Origin of the sequence: Exiguobacterium sp. s143, assembly GCF_018618895.1 — a bacterium.
Lineage (GTDB): Bacteria > Bacillota > Bacilli > Exiguobacteriales > Exiguobacteriaceae > Exiguobacterium_A > Exiguobacterium_A abrahamii.
Genome location: NZ_JACSMX010000001.1, coordinates 1,329,276 through 1,344,196 on the forward strand (window position 1 = coordinate 1,329,276; position 14,921 = coordinate 1,344,196).

The window sequence follows — 14,921 nt, forward strand, 5'->3', positions numbered from 1 at the left end:
ACTCCATGCGATTTGTCGGGTCTCACCCATCCCTGACGGAAGCGCTAACCGCACTTCCTTTTCCTGTAGGAGTCAAGGATGTACGGTTGCGTCCTACTAAAACATAACGAAATGAAATCGATAAGCGCATCATTTTTACGGCTAAAGTGGTCCTACAAAACAAGGTGTGCTGATGTGATGATGATCTCTCTTATCTATCAAAAGAAGTCCTTCTCCTTCTTCGTTTCTACTTTCTATACCCGGAAGAAAAAACGCGATTTGTTCACTCGACATCGCTTCCTAGGGAAAAACAAGCAGGAGCGACCCTGCAACGAAGTGAAGCGGCGCGACGCTTGTCCCAGGAAAACGATGCGAGGTAAACAAAAAAGTGCAATCTTTCTCACTAAGAGAAAAACTACACTCTGCCTTCAGTATGAACAATGCTCCGAGATACTACGAAGCACTGTTACCTTTGAATGATACGAAGAGAACCCCTGCATTTACGCGGAAGGGCTCCCCTAGCGTTCCATGTCATCGGCAACGATTTGAATATCGATCCCGCGGACATGACGCATGATTTCATTGATGATCGATCCACGCCGGACTTCCTGCCAACGGGTCCGTGCAGATTGACCGAGGACGATTTGGGTGATGCGATGATGCTTGGCAGCTGCCGTGATCGCTTGGGCGATCGAGCGCTCCCCTTGGATTCGGATCAGCACCTCTGCTCCGAACAAGGAACCACTCTCGCGTACCATCGCTAAGACTTCTTTTTGTTTCGCATTCAATTGATTCTCTGCCGTCGGTAAAATCGTCAGCACATAAAGATCCGCTTTTAGACGACTCGCCATGCGAAAGCCGCGATAGATCAACTTCCGCGCGTTGTCGTTGAGCTGGATGCAGACGAGAATCCGTTCTTGTAGCGACGCTGGATCCTTTTCAATCAACAAGCGTGATTGATAGACTTGATCGTCGACTTCGTCCGCGACCTGACGTAGCGATAACTCACGTAAGCTCGCAAGATTCTGAAGCGAAAAGAACGAATTCAAGCTCTGTTCAATCTTTTCCTTCTTATAGATCTTTCCTTGCTCGAGTCGTTCCCGTAACGTTTGTGGCGTGACATCGACGAGTAGAATCTCATCGGCTTCACCGAGAAACGGATCCGGGATGCGTTCCCGCACTTCGACACCCGTCACTTCTTTGACTTTAAAGAGCAAGCTTTCGAAATGCTGGATGTTGACGGCCGAATAGACATTAATTCCTGCTTCAAGCAATGCTGCGACATCTTGATAGCGTTTCTTTCGTACCGATCCTGGCGCATTCGTATGCGCCAGTTCATCGATCAGTACGATATCGGGGCGACGGGCAATGATCGCGTCCACGTTCACCTCGGGGAATGTCTTGTCCTTATAGACGACTTCAAGTAGTGGAACTTGTTCGAGTTGCCCGACCATCTCCGCCGTCTCTTTTCGACCATGCGTCTCAATCAGACCGATGACGACATCCTTGCCTTCAAGCGTCAATGTTCGTGCATCGGCAAGCATCTTATACGTCTTTCCGACACCAGGAGCTGAGCCGATGTACAGCTTCAGCTTTCCTCGTGTCATGATTTACTCCGATCAAGTGCTAAGTTCAAGCGCAGGACGTTGACGTAATCATGTGTTCCGGCTTCCTTCGTGATCAACTTCCGTACTTCTTCACGCGACAGGTCGCGCGCGGTTGCGATACGCTTCGCCTGAACCAAAGCATAATCGACTGAGATGTGCGGATCGAAGCCAGAACCGGATGTCACGAGGGCATCGTCCGGAAGCGAAGCGCCGTCCACTTGGTTCTGTTTCTGTAATTCCGCCATCTTCGTGCCAAGCTCCGGGTTCGATGCTGCTAGGTTATCCCCAGCAGACGCTCCCGCTAATTGATCGACCGCTGATGGACGTCCATGAAAATACTGTTTCGACGTGAACGGCTGGGCAATCAATTCCGATCCGATGAATTTTCCGTTTTCTTGTACTAAAGAACCTTCAGCTTTATCCGGTACGAGTAGTTGACCGAACAGGGTCAATAAAGCGGGAAAGACGATCCCGCATAACGCCGTGACGAAGACCGTCACACGAATGGCTTGTTTCATGATTCGTTTTCTCCTTAGAGGATGCTTGCAAGCAAGACATCGATGATTTTAATCCCAATGAATGGAACGACGACACCGCCAAGACCATAGATCAGTAAGTTACGACCGAGTAATTGATCCGCCGTCATCGGTTTATAGGTAACTCCTCGCATCGCAAGCGGAATCAACATCGGAATGATGATCGCATTGAAGATCAAGGCAGATAAGATCGCGCTCGTCGGGGAATCAAGACGCATGATATTGAGTACTTCCATCTGCGGGATTGCGACCATGAACATTGCCGGGATGATCGCAAAATATTTCGCGACATCGTTTGCGATCGAGAACGTCGTCAAGGCACCCCGTGTCATCAAGAGCTGTTTCCCGATTTCGACGACTTCGATGATTTTCGTCGGGTTCGAATCAAGATCGATCATGTTCGCCGCTTCTTTTGCGGCTTGCGTTCCGCTGTTCATCGCGAGTCCGACATCGGCTTGAGCGAGTGCTGGTGCATCATTCGTTCCGTCTCCTGTCATGGCGACGAGGTGACCGGCTGCTTGTTCCTGCTGGATGACACGAATCTTGTCTTCCGGTTTACATTCCGCGACGAAATCATCGACGCCTGCTTCGCGGGCGATCGTTGCTGCCGTCAATGGGTTGTCACCCGTACACATGACCGTCTTGATACCCATCTCACGCAACCGATCGAATCGTTCGCGCATACCCGGTTTCACCGTATCTTTCAAATAGATGACGCCAAGGATCGTTGCGTCGATCGCAACGACGAGTGGTGTGCCGCCAAGACGAGAGACCGCATCTACTTTCTCTTGCAAATCATTTGGAATGGTGCCGCCTTGTTCCTTGACCCATTCTTGAATCGCTTGCCCCGCCCCTTTACGCACACGGCGTCCATCTCTTAAGTCGAGTCCGGACATCCGTGTCTCTGCTCGAAACGGTACGATTTCCGCGCCATCTAACCAATGTTGTTCAACCGGCATCGCGCGAAGTTCCGCGAGCTCTAAGACCGATCGTCCTTCAGGTGTCTCATCAGCGAGTGAGGCGAGGATCGCCCCCTCGAACGCCTGCTCGGCAGTACGTCCGCCGACTGGCGTGATCTCCGACGCCATCCGGTTACCGAACGTGATCGTTCCTGTTTTATCCAGGATGATCGTTTGGATATCGCCTGCTGCTTCGACCGCCTTCCCGCTCATCGCGATGACGTTGAAGCGGGTAACGCGGTCCATTCCGGCGATTCCGATCGCGGACAGCAAGCCACCGATTGTTGTCGGAATCAAACAGACGAGTAAGGCGATCAAGATTGGACCCGAAAGATCAAATCCAAGATAGTTCGTAAAGACCGGTAGTGTCATGACGACAAGTAAGAAAATCAACGTCAAGCTCGTCAAGAGCGTTGATAACGCGAGTTCGTTCGGTGTCTTCTGACGACTTGCGCCTTCGACGAGGGCAATCATCTGATCGAGGAATGATTCACCTGGATTACTCGTGATCCGGACTTCGATCTCGTCACTGACGACGAGTGTGCCGCCGATGACCGAGGAGAAATCACCGCCCGCTTCCTTGATGACGGGTGCGGATTCACCGGTGATCGCCGATTCATCAATCGAAGCAAGTCCTTTGATGATTTCACCATCACCCGGTACATACTCCCCTGCTCGGACGAAGACGATATCGCCCTTCCGGAGTGTCGCGGACGAGACACTTTGAATCAGTTGCCCGACACGTTTACGTGCCATGACGTCTGCTTTTGAAGCTTTCAGTGAGTCCGCTTGTGCTTTCCCGCGTCCTTCGGCGATCGATTCCGCGAAGTTCGCGAATAAGACCGTCAAGAAAAGAATGATACTGACCGTCAAGTTAAAGCCCCGCATCTCGTCAATGAAGATCGTGTAACCGATCGCGAGCAAGCAACCGATCCAGACGACGAACATGATCGGTTGTTTGACCATGTTGACGGGATTTAATTTTTTAAAGGCATCGATCGTCGCTTGACGCGCGATCGAGCCATTGATTGCTGATTTGGATTGGTGTTCCGGCTCCCCGTTCGGTTGGTGTTCCTCGGGCGTCGGATGCATGATTCGTTCCATCATATGCTTTTATCTCCTGTTCACATCGTCAGCCAATCCGCGACTGGTCCAAGTACGAGCACTGGCAAGAATGTCAATGCACCGACGAGTACGACCGTACCGAGGAAGACTGTTCCGAAGAGTGGTGTGTCTGTCTTAAACGAAAATTCATCTTGCGGGACGGATGGCTTCGCTTTAAGCGAACCAACGATTGCAAGCATCAAGATCAATGGGATGTAGCGTCCGAAGAACAACGCGAATGACGTCGAGACGTTCCAGTAGACGTTTGCGTCGCCGAGTCCTTCAAAACCTGATCCGTTGTTCGCCGTCGCGGACGTGAACTCATACAAGACTTGCGACAGTCCGTGATAGCCTGGGTTCGAGATGCCGGCGACGCCTGGTGCAGCGTACATCGAGATTGCCGTTCCGACGAGAATCAGGAATGGCGGCACGAGTAGCGCAATCGCGATCATCTTCACTTCGAACGTCTCGATTTTCTTCCCGAGGAACGTCGGTGTCCGACCGATCAAGAGACCTGTCAGGAAGACGGCGACGAAGGCATAAAGTAAGACGTTCAGGAATCCTGCACCTGCTCCACCGTAAACGACGTTGAGCATCATATTGCCGAGTTGGATCAATCCAGCAAGTGGATGCAGTGAGTCGTGCATAGCGTTGACCGCACCAGTTTCAGCTGCCGTCGTGATTGAACTGTAGAGCGCCGTTCCGATTTGACCGAACCGTAGTTCCTGACCGTGTGCCGTTGGATTCGCAAGCAAGCTCCCTGCCATCCCGACCGTCATCATGATGAAGAGAAGCGTCATGACACCAAGGAACAGTCGTCCTTGTTTCGCTGAACCGATGATTTTTCCGTAAGCGATTGGAAGTGACATCGGAATCAGCAACATCAAGAACATCTGGATGAAGTTGACGAACTGGTTCGGGTTCTCGAATGGATGAGCACCATTGACACCAAAGAAACCGCCACCGTTGTTCCCGAGCTGTTTGATGACTTCAAACGCAGCAACCGGTCCACGGTAAATCAACTGCTTCGCTCCTTCGAGCGTCGTGACGCTGACCGCCCCTCCGAACGTCTGTGGTACACCGAAGACGATCATGACCATCCCGAACACGAGTGAAATCGGAATCAGGATTCGCAAGATGAAGCGAACGAAGTCGGCATAGAAGTTACCGAGTGGTTTGTTCGCAAGACCACGAATGACAGCGATACAGACCGTGAACGCCATCGTTGGAGCGACGAACAACATCGTTCCAAGGACGAACGTTTGCGAGAGATATGAGAGTGCCTCGCCTGAATAGTGTTGTTGATCGGTGTTCGTCATGAAACTGATTGTCGTATGCAACGCTGTCGACCAATCGAGATTCACAGCACCGTTCGGATTCAAGGGTAGACTGCCTTGGAAACGAAGTAGCAAATAACCACCGATGAAGAAGAAAATATTTACAAGCAACAAACTTTTCGAGTAACCGACCCACGATTGATCGTGTTTCTTTTCATCGACGCCGAGTAACAAAAGAAGTCGTCGTTCGACCTTACCGATTTTATCGACCCGACGCTCTGCGACAGGTGCGAAGTATATCCCGATGTAGCGACCAAGCAAGACCGCCGCGCAAAGTGCGATGACGAGTAGGATCCAAAATTGGATCATGAATTGAGTCCACATGTTTTTCTTTTCTCCCTATGCGATTAGAATTTTTCTGGATACATCAGACAATAACCGAGATACAAGAAGACGAGGCAGCCCGTCGCTAGTAAAAACCATGTCATTTACGGTCACCTGCTCTCCACTGGACACGTTCGATCAGATGAATCATCCCGAACGTCGTACCGAAGAAGAAGGCAAGCAATACGATACTCCACAGCTCTCCCATTATGAAATTACCCCCATATTATTCAATATTTTTACAATTAGACACGACAAAAAGACGATGTGAGGCAATAAACGGCCCCAGCATCGCCTTTATACTTTGGCATACTGAAAAAGAGTCGTTCCCTCCTAAAAACGCCTGCGAGGTTAGCTGTCGGATTCGGGCATACCTAGGAATTCGCCCTACCTTTCCCGTTCGGAAAGGATTCACCCCGTGTCACGTGTCGTGACGGTTGGGTCCCCCGCTTCAATCATGAATTCGGCGTACTTTGAGATCGAAGCATTAACATGTTAGTGTTCGTTGATGAGATGGATATTACTCCGATTTTTTCGGGTTGTAAATAGAAAAGTTGAAAAAAAAATAGTCTGATTTTTTAATGACTTACTTTCGAAAAATAGCGTTTTTCACCTCTATGCTATAGAAGAAAAAAAACCGCAGAAATCGATTCCTTCATCTAAAATGGAGGAGCTCCATTTTAGCGAGAATCGTTCCGCGGTTTCATGAACGAACAATGATTATGATTGCTGATTCATTTTGGCATGGACCGTCAAAGGAGCTAGCATCGTCACCCATAGGGCAACCACTCCAGAAACAAGAATCACAATATCGCGTTCGAACCCAAGCGTCAGTAAGGTAATACAACTACTGACCAGGACGAGACAAAGCGTCGCGATCATAACGAACCGCGATTGTTTCAACATTTTTCTCATGTGGCATCTCTCCTTTCCTTCCATATTCCTTTTCATCGTAACAAAGATTCATCGAAAAAGCGTCGCTGACACCCGATTGTGATGTTTCTGTCATCTCGCAAGTAACGATAGAAGACGACGAGAAAACGGATTTGTTACACTGGAGAAGTACTTAAAAAGGGGGAATCGATATGTTACAAGATCATTCATTTCAACGCGTCGACGGAACGTCGGCATCCTTAAGTGACTACCCAGCTCAAGCATGGCTGATCGTCAATACAGCCAGCAAATGTGGCTTGACGCCACAGTTCGAAGGACTCGAGCAATTGCATCAAGACTATCGTTCGCAAGGGTTGACCGTACTTGGTTTCCCATGTAATCAGTTCGCGAATCAAGATCCGGGAACGGACGAGGAGATCCAGTCGTTCTGCCAAGTCAACTACGGCGTGACATTCCCCGTCTTCTCAAAAATTGATGTCAACGGTGAGCAAGCGCATCCGTTATTTGAGGAACTGAAAGCACAAGCACCAACGACGGACGGTGCAACAGACGTCGAGTGGAGTTTCACGAAATTCCTCGTGACCCGTGATGGAGAAGTGACGCGGTTCTCACCAAAAACGAATCCAACTGATTTGACGGCTGCGATCGAACGATTGCTCGTTCAAGTCTAAAAAAATAAGCTTCCTTCCTTCTCTCTTGAAGGAACGGAAGCTTATTTTCATGTTGTTCCCGGCTCAAGATGACGGCTGATCATCTCTTCCGCCAATCGTTTGACGTCATCGATGTCGCGCATTTCCGTGAACGGATGTCCCCAGACGATCAGCTCTTCGATTTCTTCAATCGGTTGCGTCGTATAGCGTGTACCATCGGCAACGAACTCTTGCGCAATCGTAGATTCAAAAGCTGCGTATTTCAGGAGCCACGGCTTTTCACTTAAGATTTTTTGCGCATGTTTTGCTTGCTTGAACGCAACATCGCCGACGAGGACGACCGGATCGAATCGTTCATGGAGCGGATGCGTATATTGAACAGAGATCAGCAATCCATGTTGGTTCGTTTTTTCTTGTTGCCGGACATACGTCCGTGTTAAAAAGTGCGGCACGAGTGACTCCGCACTCTCCTTCGTCTGATGGATGCTCAAACCATGTTCCGTTTGGACGACTTCCGGGAGAACCGGTTCGTATCCACGGTTTGCTAATTGTTGATCGAGCTCTTTGAATAATAGCAGGGTATGTTCGACCAGTGCTCGGACTTGGCGAAACGATAATTGAATCGATTGATTGATCATACGATGACCTACCTTCTCTAAAAGTATGGCAATATACAGTTATTTACCCAAACTTTTCCGACTTCATCCCTGTTTCAGTGAAAGTTCCTCGAGCCACTTACGTGCTTGCTCGCTCATACGAGCCATCGTCTGTTCTCGCTCCAGCGTGATTGCTTGTCCGGCATGGATCGAGCGACAATCGAGTGCGTGCGGCATGTTTTCTTCGACGATTCCGGCAAGGATCAGACAAGGAACGTCAGCTGCTTTCGCCATCCGCGTGACCTCACCTGGTAACTTACCGATTTGACTTTGACGGTCGACGCGTCCTTCTCCTGTCCAGACATAATCGGCTTGCTCCATCCGCTCTGCTACGCGAAGATGTTGCAGGATCGTCTTGGCTCCCGGAACGATCGTGCCGCCCAGCGCATAGACCGCTCCCCCGAGTCCACCGGCTGCTCCAGCTCCTTTAACATTCTCTAGTCCAAGTAACCGCCCGATCCGTTCAAGTTGCTGATCGAACTTTACGATGTCTTCTCGAAGCAGTCCTTTTTGGGGACCGAACAGATACGCTGGACCATCTGGACCATGATAAAGGGCTGTCACATCGACGAGCGCTTCCAGTTGAACAGGATACGCCGGGCATTGAATAGCATACGTCTCAAGTAACGGATTCGTTTGAAACGAAATCGGATCACCAGACGCATCTTCAAGCCGACAACCGACTTCCGCGAGTAAACCGAGTCCGCCATCCGTCGTACCAGTCCCGCCTAAAGCCAGTCGGATATGCGTGATTCCCTGATCGCGTAACTGAGCAATCAAACGACCGACACCACGCGTATTCATTCGAACGGGATCATCCTCGCTTCGCCGCATCGGCAGTCCACAAATACGCGCGACTTCGATGACGGCATCTGTCCCCTTGACAGCGTACTCTACTTCACACGGACGACCTGCTAGATCGATCGTCATCGCCGTCTTCACGTCATATCCGAGTGCAAGATAGACATCGAGCGTTCCCTCCCCGCCGTCCGCAACAGGCAAGGAATCGATGATCGCTGTCGGATCATACGCCCGGATACCGGAGGCGACAGCTTCTGCCGCCTCGCTCGAAGAAATACTCCCTTTGAATGCATCCATCAAAATCAAGTGACGTCCCATCTGTACGTTCCCCCTAAAAAACTCATATCAAGTTTTGATTGCGTTTCCAATTAATGTTACGATGATACTAATTTTAAATTACCATTACCTTATCTGACATTTCATTTTACATACACAGGAGGTCTTATTTCATGGAACGCTGTTCGTTATGTGGTACACCACTTCGTCAACACGATACGACTTGTTCTCATTGCCAACATCCTGTCATCAAGAAAGAACGACCAGCTGAACCACCCGCTCCGTCCTCTTCACGCACTTGGCTCATTAGCACCTGTCTTTTGCTCTTTCTCGTCGGAGGAGCCGGTTTCCTGTGGTATTCGTTAAAAGATCCCGTTTCGCCGGAAGCCAATCAGACGCCTAGCGTCGAAGCACTCGCTCTTTCTGAATGGTCCGATGAACAAACGGCTTACAATCAAACGTATTCGAAAGATCGGCCTCCGACGTCCTATGATGTCCTTCGTTTCGTCCGCCAATACACACGAACGATTCCAGAACTAGCGACGTATTCGAAGAAATACGATTCCATCGAGACATTTTCCGCCATCCAGTTTACGACCTTGAAGGTGTTCGAATCCGAGTTCGACCATCTCGAGCGATTGACGAATGCCGCTGATGCCCCTGTCGCTCCAAGTGTTCTTGCCGTGACATTCCAAAAATTTACGTCAAAAGGTACCACGTATCACTTGCGTACACAGGAAACGTACCAAATCGCGACAGCAACGGGTTCAAAGCCTGTGACCTACCGCGTTCATTATCGTTTGAAAGTGCATACGGATCATCTGCAAATCATTGATGTCAATCGAACGGAGGTGACCTCATGAAACGAGTGCTCCTCTGTCTGCCCCTTTGTCTCCTGATGGCGTGTTCGCCCGAAACATCCAAGATTCAAGATCAGCTTGAACAGCAAACTTACACCCGCGCCGTCGAACAATCGAAACAAGACATCGACGAACCGGCTGCTCGGCTAATGGTTCAGCTTGAGCGACAGCTTGCCGGTTATCAACTGCGTGATGTCTTAAAAACGGCGGAGGCGATCGAACGTCTTCAACTCGCAACGGATCACCCTGTCCGAAAACGAGCAGAAGCCATTGCCCTCAGTGCAAGAGAGACGTTGCAACAGGTCAAACAGTTCGAAGGTACGTATGAAGTTGAACGAAGCACGCTCGAAGATGAGCCGTTCGACGGAACCGGGCGCATCCATGTCTCTTTTGATGAGCAAGATACGTTCATCGCGACGCTTCGCTTTGATCAATTCGGTCTCCCGGACGCGCTCCGAAACGATGAAGAAATCATTCGTTTTGAACCCGATCTCTCCGCTCGTGTCAGTTTATCTGGAGGACAAGTCAGCTATCGCTTCGTCCGTTCGACACTCCGCGTGACGTTCGAAGGACCAGGCGGTAAGCGAATCTATCAACTCAAACAACTGTCAGATAAATAACCAGTAAAATGCCGCTTCACTTGAGACAATCCTCGAGGGAAGCGGCGCTTTTTTTATGATTTGAATTTAACGTGTTGCTTGAACCTGCTCATACACCTGTTGGCATAATTCATGTGTCGCGAGGCTGTCAGAAGCTACGACCGACTCGGACGTTTCCCCCTTGACTGTCCGGAGGAACGCGTCCAGCATATCGACGAATCCACGGCGCTTTAATGTCGCTTCCCAGTTATCGAGCGGATATCGAAGCGTGCCTTGTTTCGTCAATTGATCGAGTGTCGTCACGTCCGTTGCGATTCGTTTTTCTTCCGGTCCCATCACTTCGACGCGTTCTTCCGTAATGCCGTTATTGCGGTTCATGACACCGATTGCCGTGATTCCGTTTGAGACGAATTGAATCGTCACGTGATGCAGACCGCTTGCGTCTTGCTTACTCTTGACGTGTAGGTCTTCAATCTCGCCGCACCCTGTCAAGAAACGAAGCGTATCTGCGACATGGATGAAGTCGTCGAACAGAAACGGCTTAGCATCTTCGATGAACGACGTTCGATTCTTTTGCATGAGGACGAGATTTGGATCGTTCACCTCAAGCAAGCGCTGATGCGCCGAAGCGAAGCGTCGATTGAATCCCGTGATGAACGGTAACTGTTTCTCCTCTGACAGACGTGTCAATTCACGAATCTCTTCGATTTCCATCGAGACCGGCTTATCAACATAGACGGCGATTCCTGCTTCTAACGCTTGCCGTGCTTGCTCCGCATGGACGATCGTCGCTGAATGGATCATGACCGCATCGATTCCCTCCTGTACGGCGTCAGCAAATGTCGCGTATGTTCCTGCAAAGCGATACGCCGCTTGCAATCGTTTTGCTTTCTCTTCATCTCGCGAGATCAGATACACCTCGATATCGGATCGTTCGGCATAGACGGGTAAGTAGGCTTTTTGTGCGATGTCCCCTAGACCAATGACTGCTAATTTCATGTGAACTCCTCCTTTTCCTCTGTTGCTTACATTCCCTATGATACGTCAATTGACACGAAAAGATGGAAATTGGCTCGTTACAGGATTCGAATTCCTTTTTTTGAAAAGAAGTGAATTTCCTTTTTTTGTTTTATGATAAAACCATATTTGAACAAGGAGGGAATGAGTTTTTATGAAGCGCTTGCTCCGTACTAGTCTTACGCTCTTATTATTGTTCGCTTTATGTCTTCCTGCCATACCTGCAAAGGCAGCCAGTTACCAAGTCGTCGTCACTTCGACGATTGGGGCGAACATCCGCTCAAAGCCGAGTACAGCCTCGTCTGCGACAATCGTCCGACGTGCCGCGTACAAGGCAAAATTCACAGCCGTCTCGTATACGAATGGCTGGTATAAGATCAAGGACGGAGGTACATATCGTTATCTATCGAACCAAGTCGCTAAAAAAGTGTCGAGTAGTTCCGTGAAGACGTACAAAATCGTCGTCTACTCGAAAGCTGGAGCGAACGTCCGGACATCACCAAGCACGGCCTCATCAAAGAACATCAAACGACTCGCATCCTACAACTCGAAGTTCAATGCAGTCTCTTACTCAAACGGTTGGTATAAGGTCAAAGGGAAAGTCAATTATTATTACGTCTCTAGCCAAGTCGCCCGAAAAGTGACGACGAGCAGCCCTAAACCGTCAAGCGGGAGTTATCCGGTTGCCTCGATGCGGTATTTCAAGCTTGGATCGTCAAGTTATCAATTGACGAAAGAAAGCTTCGTCCGCCGTTATCCAGCGAGTACGACTAAACTGTTGACGGGAATCGTCGCGTATGACGAAGCAGCACGTAAAGGCACGCTCGATCAAACGTTCACCCTGACGTCTTCGATGTTATCCGTTCCTGCAGGTAGCAGTGTCGCTGGCTTCCGTGCTGGTGATAAAGTCACGATGCGTCAACTCTTGAACGGGATGCTGATCCGTTCTGGTAATGATGCAGCAAAAGCGATCGCTGTCCGGACAGCAGGTTCTGAATCGAAGTTCGTCTCGTACATGAACAGTCGCGCCCGTTCGATCGGGATGAGTGCGAGCCATTTCATGAACCCACATGGCTTCTATCATCCAAGTCATTACACGACGGCTGCTGATATGCAAAAACTCGCGAATACATATGCGAAGTACAGCGCGCTCATGACGATCAGTGGACGAAAATCATACCAGACGACCGTCAAAGGACCGTATGCACGGACGTTGACGTGGTATCACACGAACACCTCACTTCCAGGTGATACACGTGTTTATGCGAGCAAGACCGGTTACACTCCGGAATCTGGCTACACACGTGTCTTCTTCATCAAAAAAGGCTCGACGCGATATGGTCTTGTCACACTGAAAGGATCGTTGTCTCAAACCGAGACGACACTCCGTTCTGTCTTGAACCAATGATCTTTTAATCAACAACCTGATTCCCTTTCCAGGAGTCAGGTTGTTTTTCGTTTTGTCTCTAAAATTATGCTTGCGCTGAAAACGAATTCATCTTAGAGTTAAGTTTAGAATCAGACGTCTGACGTCTTAATGAAGGAGAGTTTTACGTGGGAAATGTCAGTTTGTTATTTGGGGGCGTCGCGCTCTTTTTAAATAGTTTGACCTTGTTCGGAAAAGTCGATCTCCGTAGCGCGGGTGTCTTCAGTCTCATCACCGGTTTATTGCAGACGTTCATCGCGACCTATCTCGTCATCGGTGCCGCTGGTGATCCGGCGTTGACGTTCGGATACGCGAGCATCTATCTGTTTGCCTTTACGTACGTTTACGTCGGGATCACGTTCTTGTTCAATCTCGACGGGAGCGGGGTCGGTTGGTTTTCCTTGTTCGTTGCGATTGCCGCATTGTTTTATGCGTTCGTCAGTTTCACGACGAATGACATCATCGGTGGTGTGACCTGGTTGTTCTGGGCATTGCTCTGGAGCCTGTTCTTCCTCGGCATGGGAATGAATCGTCCGATTGATGCGATCACTGCCCGTGTTGCTCTCGTCTTGAGCTGGTTGACGTTGATCGTACCGGCACTGATAGGGCTTCGATTCGGCTACTTCAGTTCGGCATACCAGTGGTTATGGAGCGGCGCTGCTGTTCTGACTGCTGTCTATTTCCTCTATACGATGATGAAATTCTCGATGCTTCGGACGATTCGGTCGTCGTGATACGCTAATCGATTCATCAAAAAAAGATGTCCATTTTCGGTTATGAATCGGAGATGGACATCTTTTTTGTTCTATTTGCAGTACACGTCAAACGAAAAGCAAAGTAATTTGTTCGCTCGACATCGCTTCCTAGGGAAAAACAAGCAAGAGTGACCCTGCAGCGAAACGAAGCGGCACGATGCTTGTCCCAGGAAAACAATGTGAGACGAACAAAATGTACGTTCGTTCTTCCCTCATGTCATTTCAATGCTTCCTGCAGTTGAGCCTGAACTTCTTTCAATGACTTATCCGTCGGATGCCAATAGTAGATGCCATCCGATTCGATGCCACCTTTTCCGTCGAGTGATAAGGTCTCGACATTTCGTAAAGCATCCCGGTAATCTGTCGCGACGGTCCGGGCAACGGAAAACGGTACGTTCGTCTTAACGTTTTTCCCGAGTGCTTCCAGGACAGCATTGAAGCGACGAATCGAAAAGTCCTCCGTCATCTTATCAGCGACCGCCTGAACGACTTGCCGTTGACGAATCTGTCGTCCGAAATCTCCGCGTGGATCATCATAGCGCATCCGCGCATAGGCGAGTGCTTCCTTCCCGTTCAACGACAGTTCCCCTTTTGGAAATTGCATCTCATAGTACGAGAAATTGATATCGTTCTCGACGGTGACACCATCGACGGCATTAACGAGATCCGTGAAACCATCTAGATTGATTTCTGCGAAATAGTCGAGTCGGATATCAAGTAGATGACTGACCGTATCGAGTGCCATCTGTGGACCACCGAAGGCATAGGCATGATTGATTTTATCGTTCGAACCATTGCCGATGATTTCTGTCTTTAAATCACGTGGGATACTGATCATCTGGCTCTTATTCGTCTTCGGATCAATCGTCACGACGATGATCGTATCACTGCGTCCCGTTTCGTTTTTTCGTTGATCCACCCCGAGTAAGAGAAACGAGAGTCCTTTTTTCTGTTCGACGGCCTTCTCTGTCTCGACGCTTGCCTTGACGGGCACCTGTACTTGGACTTCTTGCATCGTCCGACTCGCTTTTTGATAAACGTATCCGCCTGAACCGAAGAGAAGGAGCAGGCATATCCCCGTCAGTGTCAACACGATCCATTTCCACTTCTTCATCATCCATTCTCCTTTTCTTCGATCTGA

At 49.5% G+C, this 14,921-nt stretch carries 15 protein-coding genes and 1 riboswitch; of the genes, 5 read left to right on the plus strand and 10 right to left on the minus strand.

Translation table 11 applies throughout. The features are described 5' to 3' along the window. Positions 1–497 precede the first annotated feature (497 nt). The 6 genes from KNQ03_RS07010 to KNQ03_RS07035 all read right to left on the minus strand — a co-directional run bounded on the left by KNQ03_RS07010 (position 498) and on the right by KNQ03_RS07035 (position 6,761). On the minus strand, positions 498–1,586 hold the full coding sequence (locus KNQ03_RS07010) for a universal stress protein (RefSeq protein ID WP_050678132.1): 1,089 nt from the start codon (positions 1,584–1,586) through the stop codon (positions 498–500). Continuing rightward, positions 1,583–2,104, minus strand: a complete 522-nt coding sequence (gene kdpC / locus KNQ03_RS07015) for a K(+)-transporting ATPase subunit C (protein WP_023469375.1) — start codon at positions 2,102–2,104, stop codon at positions 1,583–1,585. Before kdpC ends, KNQ03_RS07010 begins: the two co-directional genes overlap by 4 nt. 14 nt (positions 2,105–2,118) lie before the next feature. Next, on the minus strand, positions 2,119–4,188 hold the full coding sequence (gene kdpB, locus KNQ03_RS07020; RefSeq protein WP_023469376.1) for a potassium-transporting ATPase subunit KdpB: 2,070 nt from the start codon (positions 4,186–4,188) through the stop codon (positions 2,119–2,121). Positions 4,189–4,205: 17 nt separating this feature from the next. Beyond that, positions 4,206–5,846, minus strand: coding sequence for a potassium-transporting ATPase subunit KdpA (gene kdpA, locus KNQ03_RS07025; protein WP_214724014.1), 1,641 nt, complete (start codon positions 5,844–5,846; stop codon positions 4,206–4,208). A 23-nt stretch (positions 5,847–5,869) separates the two neighbouring features. After that, a complete protein-coding gene (locus tag KNQ03_RS17270; RefSeq protein ID WP_071908832.1) occupies positions 5,870–5,950 on the minus strand; it encodes a potassium-transporting ATPase subunit F in 81 nt (26 codons plus the stop codon). A 221-nt stretch (positions 5,951–6,171) separates the two neighbouring features. Further along, a riboswitch (cyclic di-AMP (ydaO/yuaA leader) is annotated at positions 6,172–6,325 on the minus strand. Positions 6,326–6,566: 241 nt separating this feature from the next. Beyond that, positions 6,567–6,761, minus strand: a complete 195-nt coding sequence (locus tag KNQ03_RS07035; protein WP_029342614.1) for a hypothetical protein — start codon at positions 6,759–6,761, stop codon at positions 6,567–6,569. A gap of 170 nt (positions 6,762–6,931) precedes the next feature. On the opposite strand from KNQ03_RS07035, the gene KNQ03_RS07040 reads away from it, so the two are divergent. Further along, positions 6,932–7,411 carry a glutathione peroxidase gene (locus tag KNQ03_RS07040; RefSeq protein WP_214724016.1) on the plus strand — a complete coding sequence of 160 codons (480 nt, stop codon included), beginning with the start codon at positions 6,932–6,934 and terminating at the stop codon, positions 7,409–7,411. A 47-nt stretch (positions 7,412–7,458) separates the two neighbouring features. Here the strand turns inward: KNQ03_RS07040 and KNQ03_RS07045 are convergent, their stop codons facing one another. Both KNQ03_RS07045 and KNQ03_RS07050 read right to left on the minus strand, forming a co-directional pair. After that, the gene (locus tag KNQ03_RS07045) at positions 7,459–8,028 is read right to left on the minus strand and encodes a hypothetical protein (RefSeq protein WP_047392959.1); all 570 of its coding nucleotides are present in this window, start codon (positions 8,026–8,028) and stop codon (positions 7,459–7,461) included. 63 nt (positions 8,029–8,091) lie between these two features. Further along, entirely contained in the window at positions 8,092–9,165 is a 1,074-nt protein-coding gene (locus tag KNQ03_RS07050) for a glycerate kinase (protein WP_214724018.1), read from the minus strand. Positions 9,166–9,296: 131 nt separating this feature from the next. Between KNQ03_RS07050 and KNQ03_RS07055 the strand changes: the two genes are divergently transcribed. Next, positions 9,297–9,986 carry a hypothetical protein gene (locus tag KNQ03_RS07055; protein WP_064299334.1) on the plus strand — a complete coding sequence of 230 codons (690 nt, stop codon included), beginning with the start codon at positions 9,297–9,299 and terminating at the stop codon, positions 9,984–9,986. After that, a complete protein-coding gene (locus KNQ03_RS07060) occupies positions 9,983–10,603 on the plus strand; it encodes a hypothetical protein (RefSeq protein WP_149427840.1) in 621 nt (206 codons plus the stop codon). The genes KNQ03_RS07055 and KNQ03_RS07060 overlap by 4 nt, the downstream gene beginning before the upstream one ends. Positions 10,604–10,669: 66 nt before the next feature. On the opposite strand, the gene KNQ03_RS07065 is transcribed toward KNQ03_RS07060, so the two are convergent. After that, entirely contained in the window at positions 10,670–11,581 is a 912-nt protein-coding gene (locus KNQ03_RS07065; protein ID WP_149427841.1) for a Gfo/Idh/MocA family protein, read from the minus strand. Between the two features lie 172 nt (positions 11,582–11,753). Here KNQ03_RS07065 and KNQ03_RS07070 point away from each other — a divergent pair, with 172 nt between their 5' ends. Further along, the gene (locus KNQ03_RS07070; protein ID WP_214724020.1) at positions 11,754–13,007 is read left to right on the plus strand and encodes an SH3 domain-containing protein; all 1,254 of its coding nucleotides are present in this window, start codon (positions 11,754–11,756) and stop codon (positions 13,005–13,007) included. A gap of 146 nt (positions 13,008–13,153) precedes the next feature. Further along, the gene (locus KNQ03_RS07075) at positions 13,154–13,759 is read left to right on the plus strand and encodes an AmiS/UreI family transporter (protein WP_050678141.1); all 606 of its coding nucleotides are present in this window, start codon (positions 13,154–13,156) and stop codon (positions 13,757–13,759) included. Between the two features lie 238 nt (positions 13,760–13,997). Here KNQ03_RS07075 and KNQ03_RS07080 read toward each other — a convergent pair whose 3' ends face one another. After that, entirely contained in the window at positions 13,998–14,894 is an 897-nt protein-coding gene (locus KNQ03_RS07080) for an LCP family glycopolymer transferase (protein ID WP_149427843.1), read from the minus strand. Between the last annotated feature and the right edge of the window lie 27 nt (positions 14,895–14,921).